This window comes from Peribacillus sp. NPDC097197 (genome assembly GCF_050278025.1).
Lineage (GTDB): Bacteria > Bacillota > Bacilli > Bacillales > DSM-1321 > Peribacillus.
This window is the reverse complement of the sequence record NZ_JBNNST010000010.1, coordinates 1-16,128: the sequence shown is the minus strand read 5'-3', so window position 1 is coordinate 16,128 and position 16,128 is coordinate 1. Positions and strand designations below refer to the sequence as shown.

General features: G+C 42.4%; 14 protein-coding genes. 6 read left to right on the top strand and 8 right to left on the bottom strand.

Going from position 1 to position 16,128, the window contains the following annotated elements:
* Positions 1 to 19: 19 nt before the first annotated feature.
* Positions 20 to 691, bottom strand: coding sequence for an aspartate/glutamate racemase family protein (locus ACQKL6_RS14045; RefSeq protein ID WP_402871929.1), 672 nt, complete (start codon positions 689 to 691; stop codon positions 20 to 22).
* 202 nt (positions 692 to 893) lie between these two features.
* Here ACQKL6_RS14045 and ACQKL6_RS14040 point away from each other — a divergent pair, with 202 nt between their 5' ends.
* Positions 894 to 2,885, top strand: a complete 1,992-nt coding sequence (locus ACQKL6_RS14040) for a methyl-accepting chemotaxis protein (protein ID WP_402871932.1) — start codon at positions 894 to 896, stop codon at positions 2,883 to 2,885.
* A 52-nt stretch (positions 2,886 to 2,937) separates the two neighbouring features.
* Here the strand turns inward: ACQKL6_RS14040 and ACQKL6_RS14035 are convergent, their stop codons facing one another.
* Positions 2,938 to 3,444, bottom strand: a complete 507-nt coding sequence (locus ACQKL6_RS14035; protein ID WP_402871935.1) for a general stress protein — start codon at positions 3,442 to 3,444, stop codon at positions 2,938 to 2,940.
* Positions 3,445 to 3,606: 162 nt separating this feature from the next.
* Between ACQKL6_RS14035 and ACQKL6_RS14030 the strand changes: the two genes are divergently transcribed.
* The 5 genes from ACQKL6_RS14030 to ACQKL6_RS14010 all read left to right on the top strand — a co-directional run bounded on the left by ACQKL6_RS14030 (position 3,607) and on the right by ACQKL6_RS14010 (position 9,866).
* Complete coding sequence (locus ACQKL6_RS14030; RefSeq protein WP_427651307.1) at positions 3,607 to 4,674, top strand: M20 family metallopeptidase; 1,068 nt, start codon at positions 3,607 to 3,609, stop codon at positions 4,672 to 4,674.
* A 431-nt stretch (positions 4,675 to 5,105) separates the two neighbouring features.
* The gene (locus ACQKL6_RS14025) at positions 5,106 to 5,657 is read left to right on the top strand and encodes a 3D domain-containing protein (RefSeq protein WP_402871940.1); all 552 of its coding nucleotides are present in this window, start codon (positions 5,106 to 5,108) and stop codon (positions 5,655 to 5,657) included.
* 130 nt (positions 5,658 to 5,787) lie between these two features.
* Positions 5,788 to 6,708 (top strand): ketopantoate reductase family protein, encoded by a 921-nt coding sequence (locus ACQKL6_RS14020; protein ID WP_427651306.1) that lies wholly within the window; start codon positions 5,788 to 5,790, stop codon positions 6,706 to 6,708.
* A gap of 186 nt (positions 6,709 to 6,894) precedes the next feature.
* A complete protein-coding gene (locus ACQKL6_RS14015; protein WP_402871946.1) occupies positions 6,895 to 8,163 on the top strand; it encodes a dicarboxylate/amino acid:cation symporter in 1,269 nt (422 codons plus the stop codon).
* Positions 8,164 to 8,447: 284 nt separating this feature from the next.
* Positions 8,448 to 9,866: an NAD-dependent succinate-semialdehyde dehydrogenase gene (locus ACQKL6_RS14010; RefSeq protein ID WP_427591621.1), complete on the top strand. Its 1,419-nt coding sequence runs from the start codon at positions 8,448 to 8,450 to the stop codon at positions 9,864 to 9,866.
* A gap of 55 nt (positions 9,867 to 9,921) precedes the next feature.
* Here the strand turns inward: ACQKL6_RS14010 and ACQKL6_RS14005 are convergent, their stop codons facing one another.
* From ACQKL6_RS14005 to ACQKL6_RS13980, 6 genes are all read right to left on the bottom strand, one after another.
* The gene (locus ACQKL6_RS14005; protein ID WP_402871952.1) at positions 9,922 to 11,028 is read right to left on the bottom strand and encodes an AI-2E family transporter; all 1,107 of its coding nucleotides are present in this window, start codon (positions 11,026 to 11,028) and stop codon (positions 9,922 to 9,924) included.
* A 361-nt stretch (positions 11,029 to 11,389) separates the two neighbouring features.
* A complete protein-coding gene (locus ACQKL6_RS14000; protein ID WP_402871954.1) occupies positions 11,390 to 12,916 on the bottom strand; it encodes an acetyl-CoA hydrolase/transferase family protein in 1,527 nt (508 codons plus the stop codon).
* A 130-nt stretch (positions 12,917 to 13,046) separates the two neighbouring features.
* On the bottom strand, positions 13,047 to 13,697 hold the full coding sequence (locus tag ACQKL6_RS13995; RefSeq protein ID WP_402871957.1) for a LytTR family DNA-binding domain-containing protein: 651 nt from the start codon (positions 13,695 to 13,697) through the stop codon (positions 13,047 to 13,049).
* A 336-nt stretch (positions 13,698 to 14,033) separates the two neighbouring features.
* Complete coding sequence (locus ACQKL6_RS13990) at positions 14,034 to 14,210, bottom strand: hypothetical protein (protein WP_427651305.1); 177 nt, start codon at positions 14,208 to 14,210, stop codon at positions 14,034 to 14,036.
* A 24-nt stretch (positions 14,211 to 14,234) separates the two neighbouring features.
* Positions 14,235 to 14,594, bottom strand: coding sequence for a P-II family nitrogen regulator (locus tag ACQKL6_RS13985; RefSeq protein WP_402871963.1), 360 nt, complete (start codon positions 14,592 to 14,594; stop codon positions 14,235 to 14,237).
* A gap of 14 nt (positions 14,595 to 14,608) precedes the next feature.
* The gene (locus ACQKL6_RS13980; protein ID WP_427651304.1) at positions 14,609 to 15,823 is read right to left on the bottom strand and encodes an ammonium transporter; all 1,215 of its coding nucleotides are present in this window, start codon (positions 15,821 to 15,823) and stop codon (positions 14,609 to 14,611) included.
* Between the last annotated feature and the right edge of the window lie 305 nt (positions 15,824 to 16,128).

The window sequence follows — 16,128 nt, the reverse complement described above, 5'->3', positions numbered from 1 at the left end:
AAGAGTTGACTGCATCCAGTCAGCTCTTTTTTTGTAAGTCTAATTGGCTGACAATGGAGGTCACTACTGTTTTTAATGGATTCATCATTCCATGAGATGTCTGCTGTTCGAATCGCTTGGCTGCATCCACCATTGATAATTGAGCAACAGAAATTGCCTTTTGATCATCTTGAACGAGTTGATGTAAGACCTTGATGATTTCAGCATTGTACTCTTCTTTCAATCCTTTCATGATTAATTCGAAAGTATTTTCCATGATCATAATCTCCAAATCCAAGGATTTTTGATGGATTTCCGCATACTTTTCAAGACGCCCCACGGTACCGTTAACTGTTGCTGGGTTCGTAAAAAGGAGAATCTGAGGTTGAGATAGCGTACAGATGTATTCGAAGTAAGGTTCATCAATTTTAATGATGGGCACGGATGCTACCATACGTTGGTCTTGTAAAAGGGCGATATAGTTCGTGCAAGTAATTAGGATAGCATCCACTTCACATTGAGCGATCCAATCCAGTTGCTCTTTTACTTTTTTCTTTGCTTCTGTTTTATCGTAATTCCCAACAGAAGTCATTCGATACATTATGGAAGAGTCCACAAAATGCATGAGATCGATGTCATAGATTGAAAGAGCTCTTTCAATATATTCTATATTTGAATAATGGGCATGAAGGCATCCTAATCTTTTTTTCAACTCACCATTCCCCCTTCATTATGCTTTCTGATTATTCTACCAGTAAAATTCCTTTCTTGGATAATCTTTTCTTTCCTGTTTCAATCACTTTACCTCCTAATATAAGTCATTCTTATGAATTTTCTAAAAAAACTAAAAGATAGGGAAACTAAGCCGAAATATCTAGAGAACTCATAAGAAGTAGATATAAAGGAGCAAACCTATGAAACGTCTGAAAAACTGGTACTTCAATTCTCTTAAAAAACAAATACTGATACCCTTTTTAGCTTTAATTATTATTAGCGGATTTCTCATATCCTACGTAGCCTATGATCAAAGCATTGAACTAACGACAGATGAACTGAAAAATACGACAGAAGGTCAAGTAAAATCAATGAATGAAGTATCTGATCGCTTCTTCCAAGAAAAGGAAAAGAATTTAGACAGGATAAGCAAAGATATGGCCATGACCACACCCCATTCAGACGCTGATTCCATACTTACCGAGTTTACCAATACCCAAACGACCAATGAAGAGATCATCAGCTTGTACATGGGGACGGAGAAGGAAGGACAGACGATCATCTTCCCTAAAGCCTATTTACCTGGTGACTTTGACCCAAGGCAACAAGATTGGTATCAAGCCGCTTTGAAAGGAAAGAATGAAGTCATATGGACCGAGCCTTATACGGATACTGCGACCAATTCCCTTATCATCACGGCAGCAAAAGCAATCTATGATGGCGATAAATTGGTCGGCGTTCTTGGTGTCGACATCGCGATGGAAACGTTACTGAATACGATCAATCAGACGAAATTCGGGAAAACGGGATATGCCATTCTACTGAATGAGAAAGGGTCTATCCTTGCCCACCCTGATCAATCGAAAATCATGAAGGATCTTTCGGCTCAACCCATTTTTCAGCAAATGAAAGGTGAATCAGGATCTATGATCCTGGATTTTGAGGATAAAAGGCAAATCATCGGATACTCATCCAGTCCTACTACTGGTTGGAAAATAGTTGGAGTCGTGGATAGAGATGAAGTGGTGGACCGTGCAAGCTCTATGGTCATGCACAATATCCTGGCCATGATCGTCACTTTTACTTTGGCTACCATTTTTTCCATCTTCATCACACGTTCTTTGACAAAGCCCATTAAACGCCTTCAAGAATCCATCAAGAAAATGGCTGGCGGTGACTTCGCCTCCACGATTTCCATTTCCAGTGGGGACGAACTCGGCAAGCTTGCAGAAGACACCAACACCTTAGCAGAGAATATGAGTGCCATGCTTAAAAATGTCCATGCCCTTTCCAATAAGGTTGCCGATTCCTCCATGTTGCTCGTTGCCAGTGCCGAAGAGAATTCGGCTGCCGCAAACGAGGTCGCCATGACGATGGAACAAATCGCTTCAGGTGCCATTGATCAGATCGAAGTCGGCCAAGATAACGAAACGGCCATAGAGCTCATGGCCGACAAAATCAACAACCTGGAAAATCAGGCAGAAAAAATGTCGCTTGCCTCCGGTGACATGTTCAAGGCATCGGAAAATGGAATGATCACCGTTCAGGGCCTAAAACAACAATTCGATGTTACAGCCCAGATCTCCAATCAGATGAGTACAGCCGTAAAATCACTGGATGTTCGATCCCATACGATTAGCGATATCGTCAAAACCATAACAGGGATTGCCGGGCAAACCAATTTACTCGCCTTGAATGCAGCCATCGAGGCAGCCAGGGCAGGCGAGCATGGAAAAGGTTTCGCCGTCGTTGCCGATGAAGTGAAAAAATTGGCCGAACAAACGGAACACTCCTTAAAGGAAATAGCAGAAATCATTTTTGCCATGCAAACTGATACCGCAAATACGGTTAGCTTGATTGATCAGGTCAACCAGAAAATCGATCATCAGAGTACATCCGTCACTAACACCGAAGTGGCCTTTGGCGATATTGCATCAATCATCTCTACCACATTCAGTAACTTTGATGAAATAACAAGTACCATGCACGAAATGATTGCCCAGATTGCCGTGATGTCAGGCAACGCGAAACAATTAAACTCCGTTAGTCAGGAGGCAGCTGCCGGCACAGAAGAAGTGTCCGCTTCAATTGAAGAGACGAATGCCTCCATGGAACAATTAAATGCCCTGGCTGGGGAATTGGACAGCCTATCGCAGGAAATGCATAAGGAGATCCAGAAATTCAGCTACTAAACAAAAGAAAGAGCAGAAGCCAAAAGGCCCTGCTCTTTTTACATGCTCTAAATTAAAGTGGTCTTCTTCTATTCGTAAGCGTTTCATCCGTTTCAGTAATACCTGTGTATGAAGAGTTACCCCTTTTCGCATCGGCATCCACCAATACAAGCAGTTTCCCATTCTTAACATCCGATTCATATTGAGTGGCTTCACGTTCAGGGATACCGAGGCCAATCAATGTACCGGCCAAACCACCTGTACCAGCTCCTACTGCCGCACCAGCTAATGTAGCTGCAATCGGTCCAGCCGCAAGTACCGGTCCGATTCCTGGAATGGCCAAAGCACCGATTCCCGCTAAGAATCCAGCTGTTCCGCCTAGAACTCCACCAGTGGCAGCTCCAGTAGCAAGCCCTTCCTCTACTTTCGTTCCTGTTTCTTTTTTCACCGTTCTAAGTTCTTCTTTATCTTTAGCAACCACCGAAATATCATCTTGAGTATATCCTTGAGCCTGTAATGCCTCAACTGCCTGAATGGCCTCTGATCCAGTATCATAAACTCCAATTATACGTTTATCCATATCTATCATCCTCCTTAAAGAATGTTGTTTGTCGCTCCCTCTTTACATACCCCCGGAATCCAAAGCACTAAACGCATTTCCACCGGAAAAGATTTATGGTTCAAGCCCATTTATAAGGGTATATAAAATTATAGTTTGCATACTTATAGGAGGTTTTTTTTAATGCTTATCGATTTACTGAAAGATTTAGTCTCCATTGACAGTTCCTCCAAAGAAGGGGCCAATGAAGCAGTGGATTTCTGTGCCGGTTGGCTTAAGGGCCAGGGATTGACTGTGGATGTGATTGAAAATAACGGGTACAAAATGCTCGTTAGCGAAATCGGGAGTGGAGAAAAAACATTGATATGGAATGGCCATGTCGATGTAGTGAGCGGGACGCCTAATCAATTCTTCCCCGAGGTGCATGAAGGAAACTTATATGGCCGTGGAACGGCCGATATGAAAGCGGGGGTTGCAGGCATGATGTGCGCCTTCGCCGAATTGAAAGATAGGGACTTAGGGTTGAAAATCCAGCTACAAATCGTTTCCGATGAGGAAATCGGGGGCTTGAACTGCTCCGGCTACCTAGCGAAGCATGGATATCGAGGCGATTTCGTCATCTGTGCAGAACCCACGCAGTTAGGCATCGGCCTACAGGCTAAGGGCTCCCTTCGCCTCGATATCGAAGTTTCCGGTAAATCCGCACATGGAAGCCGTCCATGGGAAGGTGTCAATGCCATCGAAAAGGCCTATGATATCTATAGGAAAATCAAGGACCTTCCTTTCACACGGGAACATACCCCCCTTTACGCTTCCCCCTCTCTCAATCTCGCAAAAATAAAGGGCGGAGATGTGTACAATAAAGTACCGGATGCTTGTTTACTCAGTCTCGATATTCGTTATCTTCCAACCCAGACAATGGAGGAAATCGTCGAGCAAATCGAAACCGTGGTAGGCAAGAACATCCATATTAACATGTATAGTAAACCCGTTAATACGGAAGAAAACGATCCTTACATCACCCTACTCCGTCCGATTATCGAAAAGAACACGAAACAGGAAGCGGTCGTCTTCGGTCAACATGGCTCCGCTGACACCATCTTCTTTGCAGCGTACGGCATCCCAGCCATCGAATTCGGTCCAAAAGGGGAGAATTGGCATGGTGACCGGGAATGCGTCAATCTCGAATCCGTCGAAGTCTATCAAAAAATGCTCGTTGATTTTGCCTCTGAATTCATTTTACAAAAATAAGTATAGAAAGAAGCCGATATGTCCATCTATCGGCTTCTTTTTTTATAGAAGAATCCATCGTGAACGTCACTTCTAACCTCTTAAAATGGAAAATTCTCTTCTTCCCATATAATTGACAGCCTTTTCTTTCAAAAATGACTCGTCATACCCTCTTAAAATGGCAAAACCATAAAGTAGGCTTTTAAGCCCATACTTTTTCCATTTATTTTTCCATATTCATACAAAATACGTTATGAAATTAAGTAATCTTCCAAATTTTATAGGAAACCGTGAAGTATTTCGTGATAAAAGTTCAAATTAATATCATTCCTTTTACCTAGTTTATTTTTCAATGAAATGTTTTTGTAACACAATTACTATGCCACCGAAACATTATTGTCATATAGACCTGTTATTCTAAGTCTACGCTTTAAAACAAAGGAGAATATTAATTGAAAAAAATACTACTTCCTATTATCACTGCTTTCTTCCTGGTATTTAGTTTTTCCGGAGTTTCATCAGCTGCTACTACTACATATAAAGTTAAAAGTGGTGACACACTATGGGGCATCGCGAGTAAACATAACATAACGGTCAATCAACTAAAGAGTTGGAACAACCTTAAAAAAGATCATATTAAACCAAAACAAGTTTTAAAAGTTAAGAAAACTGCAACGAAGGCAAAACCCAAAGCAAAAAAAGCATCAAAGAAATATAAAACTATCACAGTTAATGCTACAGCCTATACAGCGAACTGCAAAGGGTGCAGCGGGATTACGGCAACTGGCCTTAACCTGAAGAAAAACCCTAAAGTCAAAGCTATTTCTGTCGATCCTAAAGTCATTCCACTAGGAACAAAAGTTCATGTAGAAGGTTACGGAGATGCCGTAGCAGCAGATAAAGGCAGTGCGATTAAAGGAAAAAAAATCGACGTCTTCTATTCTTCTAAAACAAAAGCTCTTAACTGGGGCAGAAAAACAGTAAAAGTGAAAGTCTATCAATAAAAAGTAATCAGCTTGTAACAATTCAGGCTGTTTTTTTTTTGCCTTTTTTTCTTTTATAGTCATTATTTCACCATTCATATTTACTGAAAATTCAGCTAATGGTATGATTGGTCCATCAATCAGAAGCGAGGTGTACATATTGAAGATAGTCGTTATCGGAGCCGGTGCACTTGGTTCCTATTATGGAGGTAGACTACAGCAAGCAGGACAACAGGTTCAATTCGTCGTCCGTAAAAACCGAGCCCAACAATTGAGAGAGCAAGGGTTGAACATAACAAGCCCTCATGGAAACTATGAGTTTAACGAACTTCAATTCACAGAGGACGTACATGACATACAACAAGTTGACTTGGTCCTCCTAACGGTAAAAGGGTTCCACCTGAGAGGGGCGCTGCCTGACTTGAAGGTCCTGGTCGATAAAGGGGCAAAGGTTCTTCCCCTTTTAAATGGACTCGAGCATATCTCCATACTTCAGGATGAACTGGGCGAAGCGAACGTCATAGGGGGAAGTGCCTTCATTATCGCTACCTTAAACGAAAAAGGCCATGTCGTACACTCTAACCGGAACCATGACTTAATTTATGGCCCGCTTCATCCCTCTCAACAAGAGATCTGCGATGAGTTTGAACAAGCAGTTAGTTCAGCCATCATGGGAGCAAGCAGGACAGAAAACATCTTAATTCGTCTATGGATTAAATATATGTTCATTACTGCTTTCTCCGGCGTGACAACAGCATCCAATCTTCCCATAGGGACCATACGCAACTATCCAGAAACGAACCGGGTACTGGAAAAGGCGCTTGTGGAAATGCAGATGCTCGCTAACGCTCATGGCATTGGATTGACGGAAAGGAATGTCGCTCAGGCACTGGAGGACATAGCGGCTTTACCCGACGAAGCTACCTCCTCCATGCATCAGGACCGTCGGAAAAATCAATCCCTTGAAGTCGAGCATTTACAAGGGGGTGCCCTAAGGCTCGCCAAAAATGCCCATATCCAACTTCCTGTGATTGAAACCCTCTACGCACTCATCAAGCCTTTTGAACAATGATTTTTCTTAGGCACCAGTTTTAAAACTGGTGCTTTCTTGTTCCTCCTCTCTTCTCCCTCTCTCTCACTTTCCAAGACCAAAAAGACCAAAAAGAACAATATCACCAAAAGAATATTCTGACTCTTCCTTCTGTTACACTATAGTTAATTAAAGAAAGCGCTATCATATAACAAAGGAGAATACAGTATGAAACTATTAAAAAATCTAACCGTCCAAGTCATCATAGGTATCATTCTCGGTATTACAGTCGGTTTCTTATTCCCTGCTTTCGGTGAACAGCTGAAAATCTTAGCTGATTTGTTTATTAAAATGATAAAAATGGTCATCGCACCCATCATATTCTTAACCGTCGTTATCGGCATTGGCGGCATGGGTGACATGAAGAAAGTGGGTCGTATCGGTGGGAAAGCCCTCCTTTACTTCGAAATCGTTTCCACCGTTGCCCTTGCGATTGGTCTTATCGTGGTCAACCTGTTAGGACCGGGTAAAGGATTTAACATCGATTCAGTGGAAGGCGGAGATGTATCGCAATATACAACCGCTGCTGAGGAAACAGAACACGGTGCCATAGCCTTTATCTCCAATATCATCCCGGACAATGCTGTCGCTGCAATGGCCGGTGGCGACTTGCTTCCTATTCTGTTCTTTGCCGTCTTGTTCGGTATCTCCATGGCAATGATCGGACCAAAAGTACAACCTGTCGTCTCCTTCTTACAACATATAGCGGATATTTTCTTCGGCATCGTTGGGATCATCATGAAGTTTTCACCGCTGGCGGCATTTGGGGCCATGGCCTATACCATCGGTAAGTTCGGGCTTGGTTCTCTAAGTTCTTTAGGACAATTAATGGCTAGCGTATATATTACCATGGCGTTATTCATCATCATCGTCCTTGGGGGCATCGCAAAATTCTATGGCTTCAACATTTTCAAATTCATCGCTTATTTAAAAGAGGAACTTCTATTGGTATTGGGAACTTCTTCTTCGGAATCCGCATTGCCAAGTGTGATGAAGAAGCTTGAGAATTACGGATGTTCAAAATCCGTGGTCGGGCTGGTCGTACCGACCGGTTATTCCTTTAACCTTGATGGCACATCGATTTACCTGTCGATGGCAGCCATTTTCATCGCCCAAGCTTATGGCGTGGATTTAAGCATCTGGCAGGAAATAACCCTTCTAGGGATCTTGATGCTAACGTCTAAAGGGGCTGCAGGCGTAACAGGGTCCGGTTTCATCACCCTTGCGGCAACATTGGCTGCTTTCCCGATGATTCCTGTTGAAGGCATGGCACTTCTTTTAGGAGTCGACCGCTTCATGTCGGAAGCTCGTGCCATCACGAACCTGATCGGAAACAGTGTTGCTACAGTTGTCATTTCTAAAACAGAAGGCGAATTTGATCCAACTCATTCAAACTACAACAATTTGGATGAAGTAGCCGCCTCCACAGATCGATGAAGAACGGACACTAAGAAAGAGGATAGATGGGAAGCAGAACTCTCTGCCCGCATCTATCCTCTTTTCCATATGCATTCTTACTTCCTTACTGTCCCTTGAAACACTTCTTCACTCCGTTTTATTGTCCCTATTGACTGAACCCACCATCATTTCTTAAAACTTATCAATCATATTCATTTAAGATTTCCCGAAAAGTGTTTATACTTTTATATAGCAGATGATATTAGCTTATAGACATTCACTTTAAATTAAAAACAAAATGATACAAAACGGGAGGTTTTATCATGAAAGATTACGGATTATACATTAATGGGGAATGGTCCGATCACGGACTTGAAAAAATCGAAGTGAAAAACCCGGCAACCGATGAAATTGTCGCCACTGTCCCAAAAGGAGGAGCCACGGAAGCAGCCAAAGCTGCCGATGCAGCTTATGCGGCCTTTACTGATTGGGCTGCCCTCTCGGTTTATGAACGTGCGGATTTGATCTGGAAATGGCATAAATTGATCGACGACAATAAAGAAGAACTGGCTAGAATCATGACAGAGGAACAAGGTAAACCATTGAAAGAAGCCCTTGGGGAAATGAACTATGCGAATGGATTTTTATCCTGGTTTGCCGAAGAAGGAAAACGGGTGTATGGGGAAACGATTCCTGCCTCCACTACGAATAAGCGACTTTTTGTAACCAAACAACCAGTCGGTGTCGTAGCCGTCATTACCCCATGGAATTTCCCGGCGGCGATGATTACGCGAAAAGTGGCACCCGCACTTGCCGTCGGCTGTACCGTTGTCATTAAACCGGCGAATCTGACGCCGATTACAGCTTTGAAAATGGCCGAATTGGCTGAAGAAGCAGGCATTCCAAAAGGTGTCATCAATGTAGTGACAGGTAAATCATCGGAAATCGGCGAATCTTGGCTTCAAGATACCCGGATTCGCAAATTGACCTTCACTGGTTCAACGGAAGTCGGGAAAACTTTAATGAAGGGCTCTGCCGAAACCGTGAAGAAGATATCGCTTGAGCTGGGTGGCCACGCTCCCGCCATCGTTCTGGAAGATGCCGACCTCGATAAAGCCGTTGAGGGCATCATTAGTTCGAAATTCCGGAACGCCGGACAAACATGCGTGTGTTCAAACCGCATTTATGTTCATGAATCCATCCAGGACGTCTTCATCGAGAAGCTTGTTGCCAAAGTGAACGAACTGAAAGTGGGCAACGGTTTGGAAGAAGGCGTCGACATCGGACCTCTTATTGACCAAAGTGCAGTCGAAAAGGTACAAAAGCAAATTGACGAAGCCATCAATAGCGGAGCCAAACTCGAAGCTGGTGGGAAATCGATTGGCGGACTCTTCCTTGAACCGACCATCCTTTCCAACGTCAGCGATAGCATGCTTTGCATGAATGAAGAAACATTCGGACCACTAGCACCGATTGCTTCCTTCAAGACAGATGAAGAAGCGGTACAACGTGCAAACGACTCGATTTTCGGGCTGGCAGCATACGTCTTCACCGAGAACATCTCAAGGGGCATTAAAGTCACCGAAGCCCTGGAATTCGGGATCGTCGGCTTGAACGATGGCCTCCCTTCCGTTCCACAGGCACCATTCGGCGGATTCAAGCAAAGTGGGCTTGGCCGCGAAGGCGGACATCATGGGATTGAAGAGTTTTTAGAGGTCAAATATATTTCACTAGGCCTATAATAAATATTGGTACAAAAAAAACGGGACCAACTCTCAAAGAGTCGATCCCGTTTTTTCATTCAATTAAATCTTCCCCGAGTTTTTCCTCTTTCCTGATCCTGATGAACTTAACGATATTCAATACAATCGTTTTAATGACGGAATAAGTCGGTACAGCCAGGATCATCCCAATGATGCCTGCGATGTTTCCCGCAACCAATAAAAGGATGATGATGGTTAACGGATGCGTATTTAGCTTTTTCCCGATGACCAGCGGTGAAATGACATTACCGTCCAACTGCTGAACAATCGTGATGACCACTATGACCAAAAGCGCCTGTGTCGGCGAATGAATCAAGGCCACGATCACTGCAGGAGCGGCTCCAATAAATGGGCCGACATAGGGAATGATATTGGTAACGGCACCTATCAATGCAAACAGGAAGGCATAAGGCAAATCAATGATTAAATACCCCACGAACGTCCCAATTCCAACAAACAAGCAGACTAGCATTTGCCCCTGTATGTATGTCGTAAGGGTCTCTCCCGTTTCCTTAAGAACGGATAATGCCGGTTTGTGATAACGGACCGGTACAAATTTCATGATGGAGCTTGGTAGCTTATCGCCATCCTTCAACATATAAAACAGGATGAATGGAACCGTTACGACTACCAACGTTATATTCGTGACAACGCTGAATACAGAAGACAGACTTTTAGTAATATTGCCCGGTAGGTCCGTCAAGTATCTTTGAAGGGAATCTCCCACTTCTTTCAAAGACACATAATCCTGTTCCATCGTCCACATGAACCATCTTGATTTGGATAAATCTTCGATGAACGTTCTGGATTGATTAAAATAATCAGGAAGGTTATTAATCAAATCCGTGACCTGACGTGAAAGGGACGGGCCGACAAGACCGACCAATAAACTTACTAGACCAAGGAATATCACATACAGCAATAAAATCGCCAATCCCCTCGGCACTCTCCTTTTCACGAGCAAATCGACCGTCGGATTGAACAAGAAATAAAGAAAACCGGAAATGAGTATTGGAAAGAACAAAGTTGAAGTGAAAATTACGATTGGTTCAAAAAGAAACGAAATCTTCGTCCCCACATAAAATAACACGGACAATAGCAATAGCTCTAATGTCCAAAAATGCAGTTTAGCCTTGAACAAGTTATCTCCTCCTATATAACTCTTCTTTTTCTAAAGAAAGATGATCCATTATGTATGTAAAATTTTATAATGCTACCTATCATTGATAGAAGTTTACCATACTTCCATTACCACAACGTAAAATTCTGTATAAAATTTATTTCAATGATTCCCAGGATTTACATTGGGAAAAAATCATCCTTCTCAAGGCAGTCTTTTAGAGCGGGAAACCCTTTTATCGGTCAAAACGATCAATATATCGGTCAAACTTGGCTTTTATCGGTCTATTCAACCTATTTATCGGTCAAACCCAGCACTTTATTGGTCAAACCCCATCTCAGCAAACAAAAAAACCCCGCTGCAATGAGCGGGGTCCATCATCTTATTTTTGATCTTGAAGAGTAGCTTCAAGCATTGTACCGTTCTTGGCAAGGTTTGTATACCAAGAGAATGCTTTTTCAAGAACATGCGGTGTTTGGTGTCCACCAGTTAGAGCGACAGCTTCGTTGAAATAATCACGAAGTTGTTGACGGTAATCCGGATGTGCACAGTTTTCAATGATTGCATGTACACGTTCTTTTGGTGCTAGACCGCGTAAATCAGCGTAACCTTGTTCTGTAACGATAACATCCACATCATGCTCAGTGTGGTCAACGTGAGATACGAAAGGAACGATACTTGAGATTTTGCCGCCTTTTGCATAGGACTTCGTTACGAAGATACCTAAGCGTGCATTACGAGCATAGTCTCCAGAACCACCGATACCATTCATCATTCTTGTACCAGAAACATGTGTTGAATTTACGTTTCCGTAAATGTCACATTCTAACGCAGTGTTGATAGAAATCAATCCAAGACGACGGATGACTTCCGGATGGTTAGAAATTTCTTGTGGACGAAGAACGAGTTTATCACGATATTTATCAAGTTCGCCATATACTTGCTTACCTTTTTCTTCAGCCAAAGTAATGGAGCAACCTGAAGCGAATTTAACTTTTCCAGCATCGATAAGATCGAATACTGCATCTTGTAACACTTCAGAGTATACTTCTAAATCTTTGAATTCAGAATCAATTAAACCATTCAATACGGCGTTTGCAACGGATCCTACACCTGATTGAAGTGGTGCAAGCGATTCAGTTAAACGACCAGCCTTGATTTCTTCGCGAAGGAAGTTAGTAAGGTGATTGGCCATGACAGCAGTCTCTTCATCAGGAGGCACGATTGTAGAAGGTGCATCCGTAACTGTTGCCACAACAATCCCTTTCACTTTTTCAGGATCAACAGGAATACCGATCGAGCCAATACGATCACTTGCACTCGTCAATGGAATCGGTTGGCGTTCACCTTGTTGAGCTGGTAAATATATATCATGCATGCCTTCTAATCCTTCTGGATGAGACACGTTTAATTCGATGATGACATTCTTCGCTTCTTGTACGAAGATAGCTGAGTTACCTACAGAAGTTGTCGGAATGATTAATCCGTCTTCTGTGATAGCCACTGCTTCGATGATAGCAAAGTCGATTGGTCCAACAATCCCTTGACGAACTAATTCAGCCGTATGAGATAGATGTTGGTCGACATAAGTGATTTCATCAGCATTGATTTTATTACGAATACCTTTATCCGCTTGGAATGGTAAACGTTTATTTATGAGTCCGGCTTCCGCCATATGTTGGTCGACTTCAGGTCCTAATGATGCACCTGTATATACGTCAACTTTGAATTTTTCAGTTTTCGCTCTTTCAACTAGAGCCATTGGAATAACTTTCGCATCACCAGCACGAGTAAATCCACTCATACCTAGTTTCATACCATCTTTAATCCATGAAGCAGCTTCTTCTGCAGTGACAACTTTCCCCTTAAGTTGCTCATTGCGGATTTTTTTGAAAACGCTTTCGTTCATACAAAAGACCCCCATTTTCGCTTTTCTTACACCTAATTTTATCAAGTACGTGTAATTGTCACATTCTTTTATGAATGAAAAGCCTTAAAAGGAGCACAAAACAGCATTTTTATTACACGAAACAGAAACCCTAAAAACCAAGTGCTCTTCGGAACTGGCTTGCGTACGTTTGGCTAACTTGAATTTTCGAATGATCCTTCATCACAAGCAAGAATGTAGAGTGAAAGTCAGGCAAGATTTCCTCAATGAAATGAATATTGACAATATAGGAACGGTGCACCCGAATAAACATTTCACTTGGTAAAACGAACTCCAATTCACTTAAATTCAATTTATGGAAACCACTCACGCGTTCAGACTGGATCCTTGTCTTCCTATTTTGCGCTTCTAAAAACATGATTTCCTCATAAGGAAGCGGAATCCATCTGTCTTCCGTCTTGACGGTTAAAAAGGAAGTCGGCAACACGAACGGCTTGGAGGGAAGGATGGCTGTCACGGCGCCCATTGGATTTTCACCTTCCAGGATGGGAACGCTCAAACCATAATACGGGACGCCAAATACATCACTTTCAACTTGAACGGCAATTTTCTTTCGGCTCTGCAATGCCTTGAAAGCGGCCGTCCCTTCACTTATTAAATCTCCAGGTTTAATCCCGACATCGATTTGCTTGCTTGGTTGATAATAGATAAACTGCTCAGAATCAGCCACTGCAATCGAAGCGTTTTTTGGAACAAACTCACTAATGATATTTAAAACGGATTTAACCGTAAATTGATCCATTTTTCCCCACCCCATAAAGAACATATTGATTGATTATTTTCACTCTAAAGAAAAGGACTTTCTTCTGATTTTTCCCATATTAATGAAAAATGGAAGTAAATAAGCGAAAATCGTCGAAAAAAGCCAGAAAACAGGATTTAAATTACCTGTCCCATTTCATTATAGTGGGTACTCCCACCAATTTCTATGGTGGAACCAATAAAAAATCCGTCCTTCTATTATAAAATTCACTTCCAGGATATAAACTATTCAAATACGCTGCCGAAAAGGTTTGCCACTATCTCTAAAACACAGGAAAAACCGTTCCTCTTTTTATAGAAGAAACGGCTTCCTAACTTAGACATCTGCTTTTTTAGACGGGGAATTGGTTCGGAGAAGTAAGATTGATTCTAAATTCTTCAATGGTAATTCTAATAAATAAGACCTGTCAGTAGGTTGGTAAATGTTTTCGGATATTAGTTCAGTCACGATCCTTTGCTTTTTCCTGGCAACAATCTCAATCAGTTTGCCCATCTGCCCCCTCCTTTAATGTTTTCCTCAGTCGTTCTTTAATGCATCGTGCCCTTCTTTTCCTGTCCGGATATTCACCACATTGGCTAATTCATAGATGAAGATCTTTCCATCTCCAGGTTTTCCAGTGCTTAAGAATTTCCTGGCAACATCCACTACATCTTGAACGGGGACTTCACAAACTACAATCTCTATTTTCATCCGGTCATGTAAGGATATTTCCCGATTTCGGCCTCGATATGTTTCGACATAACTCTTCTGTAGCCCAGTTCCTTTCGCATCTGATACGGTGATACCACTGACACCAATCTTTGCCAACTCCTCTTTGAACTGTTCAAATTTGATTGGCCGCGTAATGATTTCGATTTTCGTCAATACCTGAGACATATGAATTCCCTCCTTTAAATTGATTCGTGATAGGCCTTTTCACCGTGGAGTGTAAGATCGAGCCCCGTTGTTTCATCTTCTTCGCTAACACGTAATGGAACGAACAAGCTAATGACTTTTGCGATGACATACGTAACTACAGCCACGAAGATATATGTTGCGATGATCGCTACAACTTGTTTCCAAAGCAGGTTGAAGTCTCCATAGAACAAACCGTTGGCTCCCCCTTCATTCACTGAAGTAGTCGCGAATAATCCCGTCGCGATTCCACCCCAAGTGCCTCCGATGCCATGTAAGCCGAATGCATCAAGTGCATCATCATAGCCCAATTTGTTTTTAAGGAAGAATACACCCCAGTAACAAACCGCTCCGCCAATGACCCCAATCAGGATGGAAGATGCTGTCGTCACGAACCCACAGGCTGGTGTAATGGCCACCAATCCAGAAATGGCACCCGATACTGCACCAAGCAAGGTTGCCTTCTTATTTGTCATGTACTCAACGATTAACCAGCCAATGATACCAGCCGCAGCTGCAACAGCCGTATTCACGAAAACATTCATCGCCACTGCATCGATCGTCAAGGCACTGCCGACATTAAAACCGTACCAGCCAAACCAGATCAACGATCCACCAAGGAATGTTAAAGGTAGATTATGCGGGGCACTGTTTCCTGATTCCTTCCTTTTCCCCAACATGATAGCCAACACTAAACCAGCAACACCTGAAGAGATATGAACGACGTTACCGCCGGCGAAATCAAGCGTACCAAGTTCAGCTAACCAGCCGCCTCCCCATACCCAGTGAGCAACGGGTGCATATACGAATAAAGACCAAAGAATGGTGAAAATTAAGAAAGCGGAAAATTTCATTCGTTCAGCGATCCCGCCTGCGATAATGGAAACGGTCAATACTGCGAATGTCATTTGGAATAGCATGAATAAACTATGAGGAATTGTGTCGCTGTATGGGCCAGGAGCGAAACCGACATCCTTTAAACCTACCCAATCCAGACCGCCTAGGAGAGTATTTCCTGGTGAGAAGGATAATGAATACCCAACCAGCACCCAAAGAATAGAAATGACAGCGAGTGGCATATAACTATGCATTGCCGTATTGAGGACATTCTTGCTTTTTACCATCCCTCCATAAAATAGGGCAATTCCTGGAGTCATAAGCCAAACCATCATTGTCGCTAAAAACATGAATACCGAATCTGCCATCTGCATTTGTTTTTCCCCCTTAAATTTTTAATATGTTATGTTATATAACATTGTTATGTGATGTAATTTATCATATACTTAATTTTCAAAAAATTCAACCATTTTATTTACTTTTTTTGAAAATTCTATGTAATAAGCACCGGAAAACGAACGGTACGAAATAGATTCTTAGTCCTTTCCTCACATGGTTTCATACTCTTCTTATAAAAATCCGCGCAAAAAAGGGGCTGTCCCAAAAGTCAGGAAAATGACTTTTAGGGCAACCCTTTTTTTATGAAATTTATGCACAAAAAAATCGCCCTTTTTAGTAA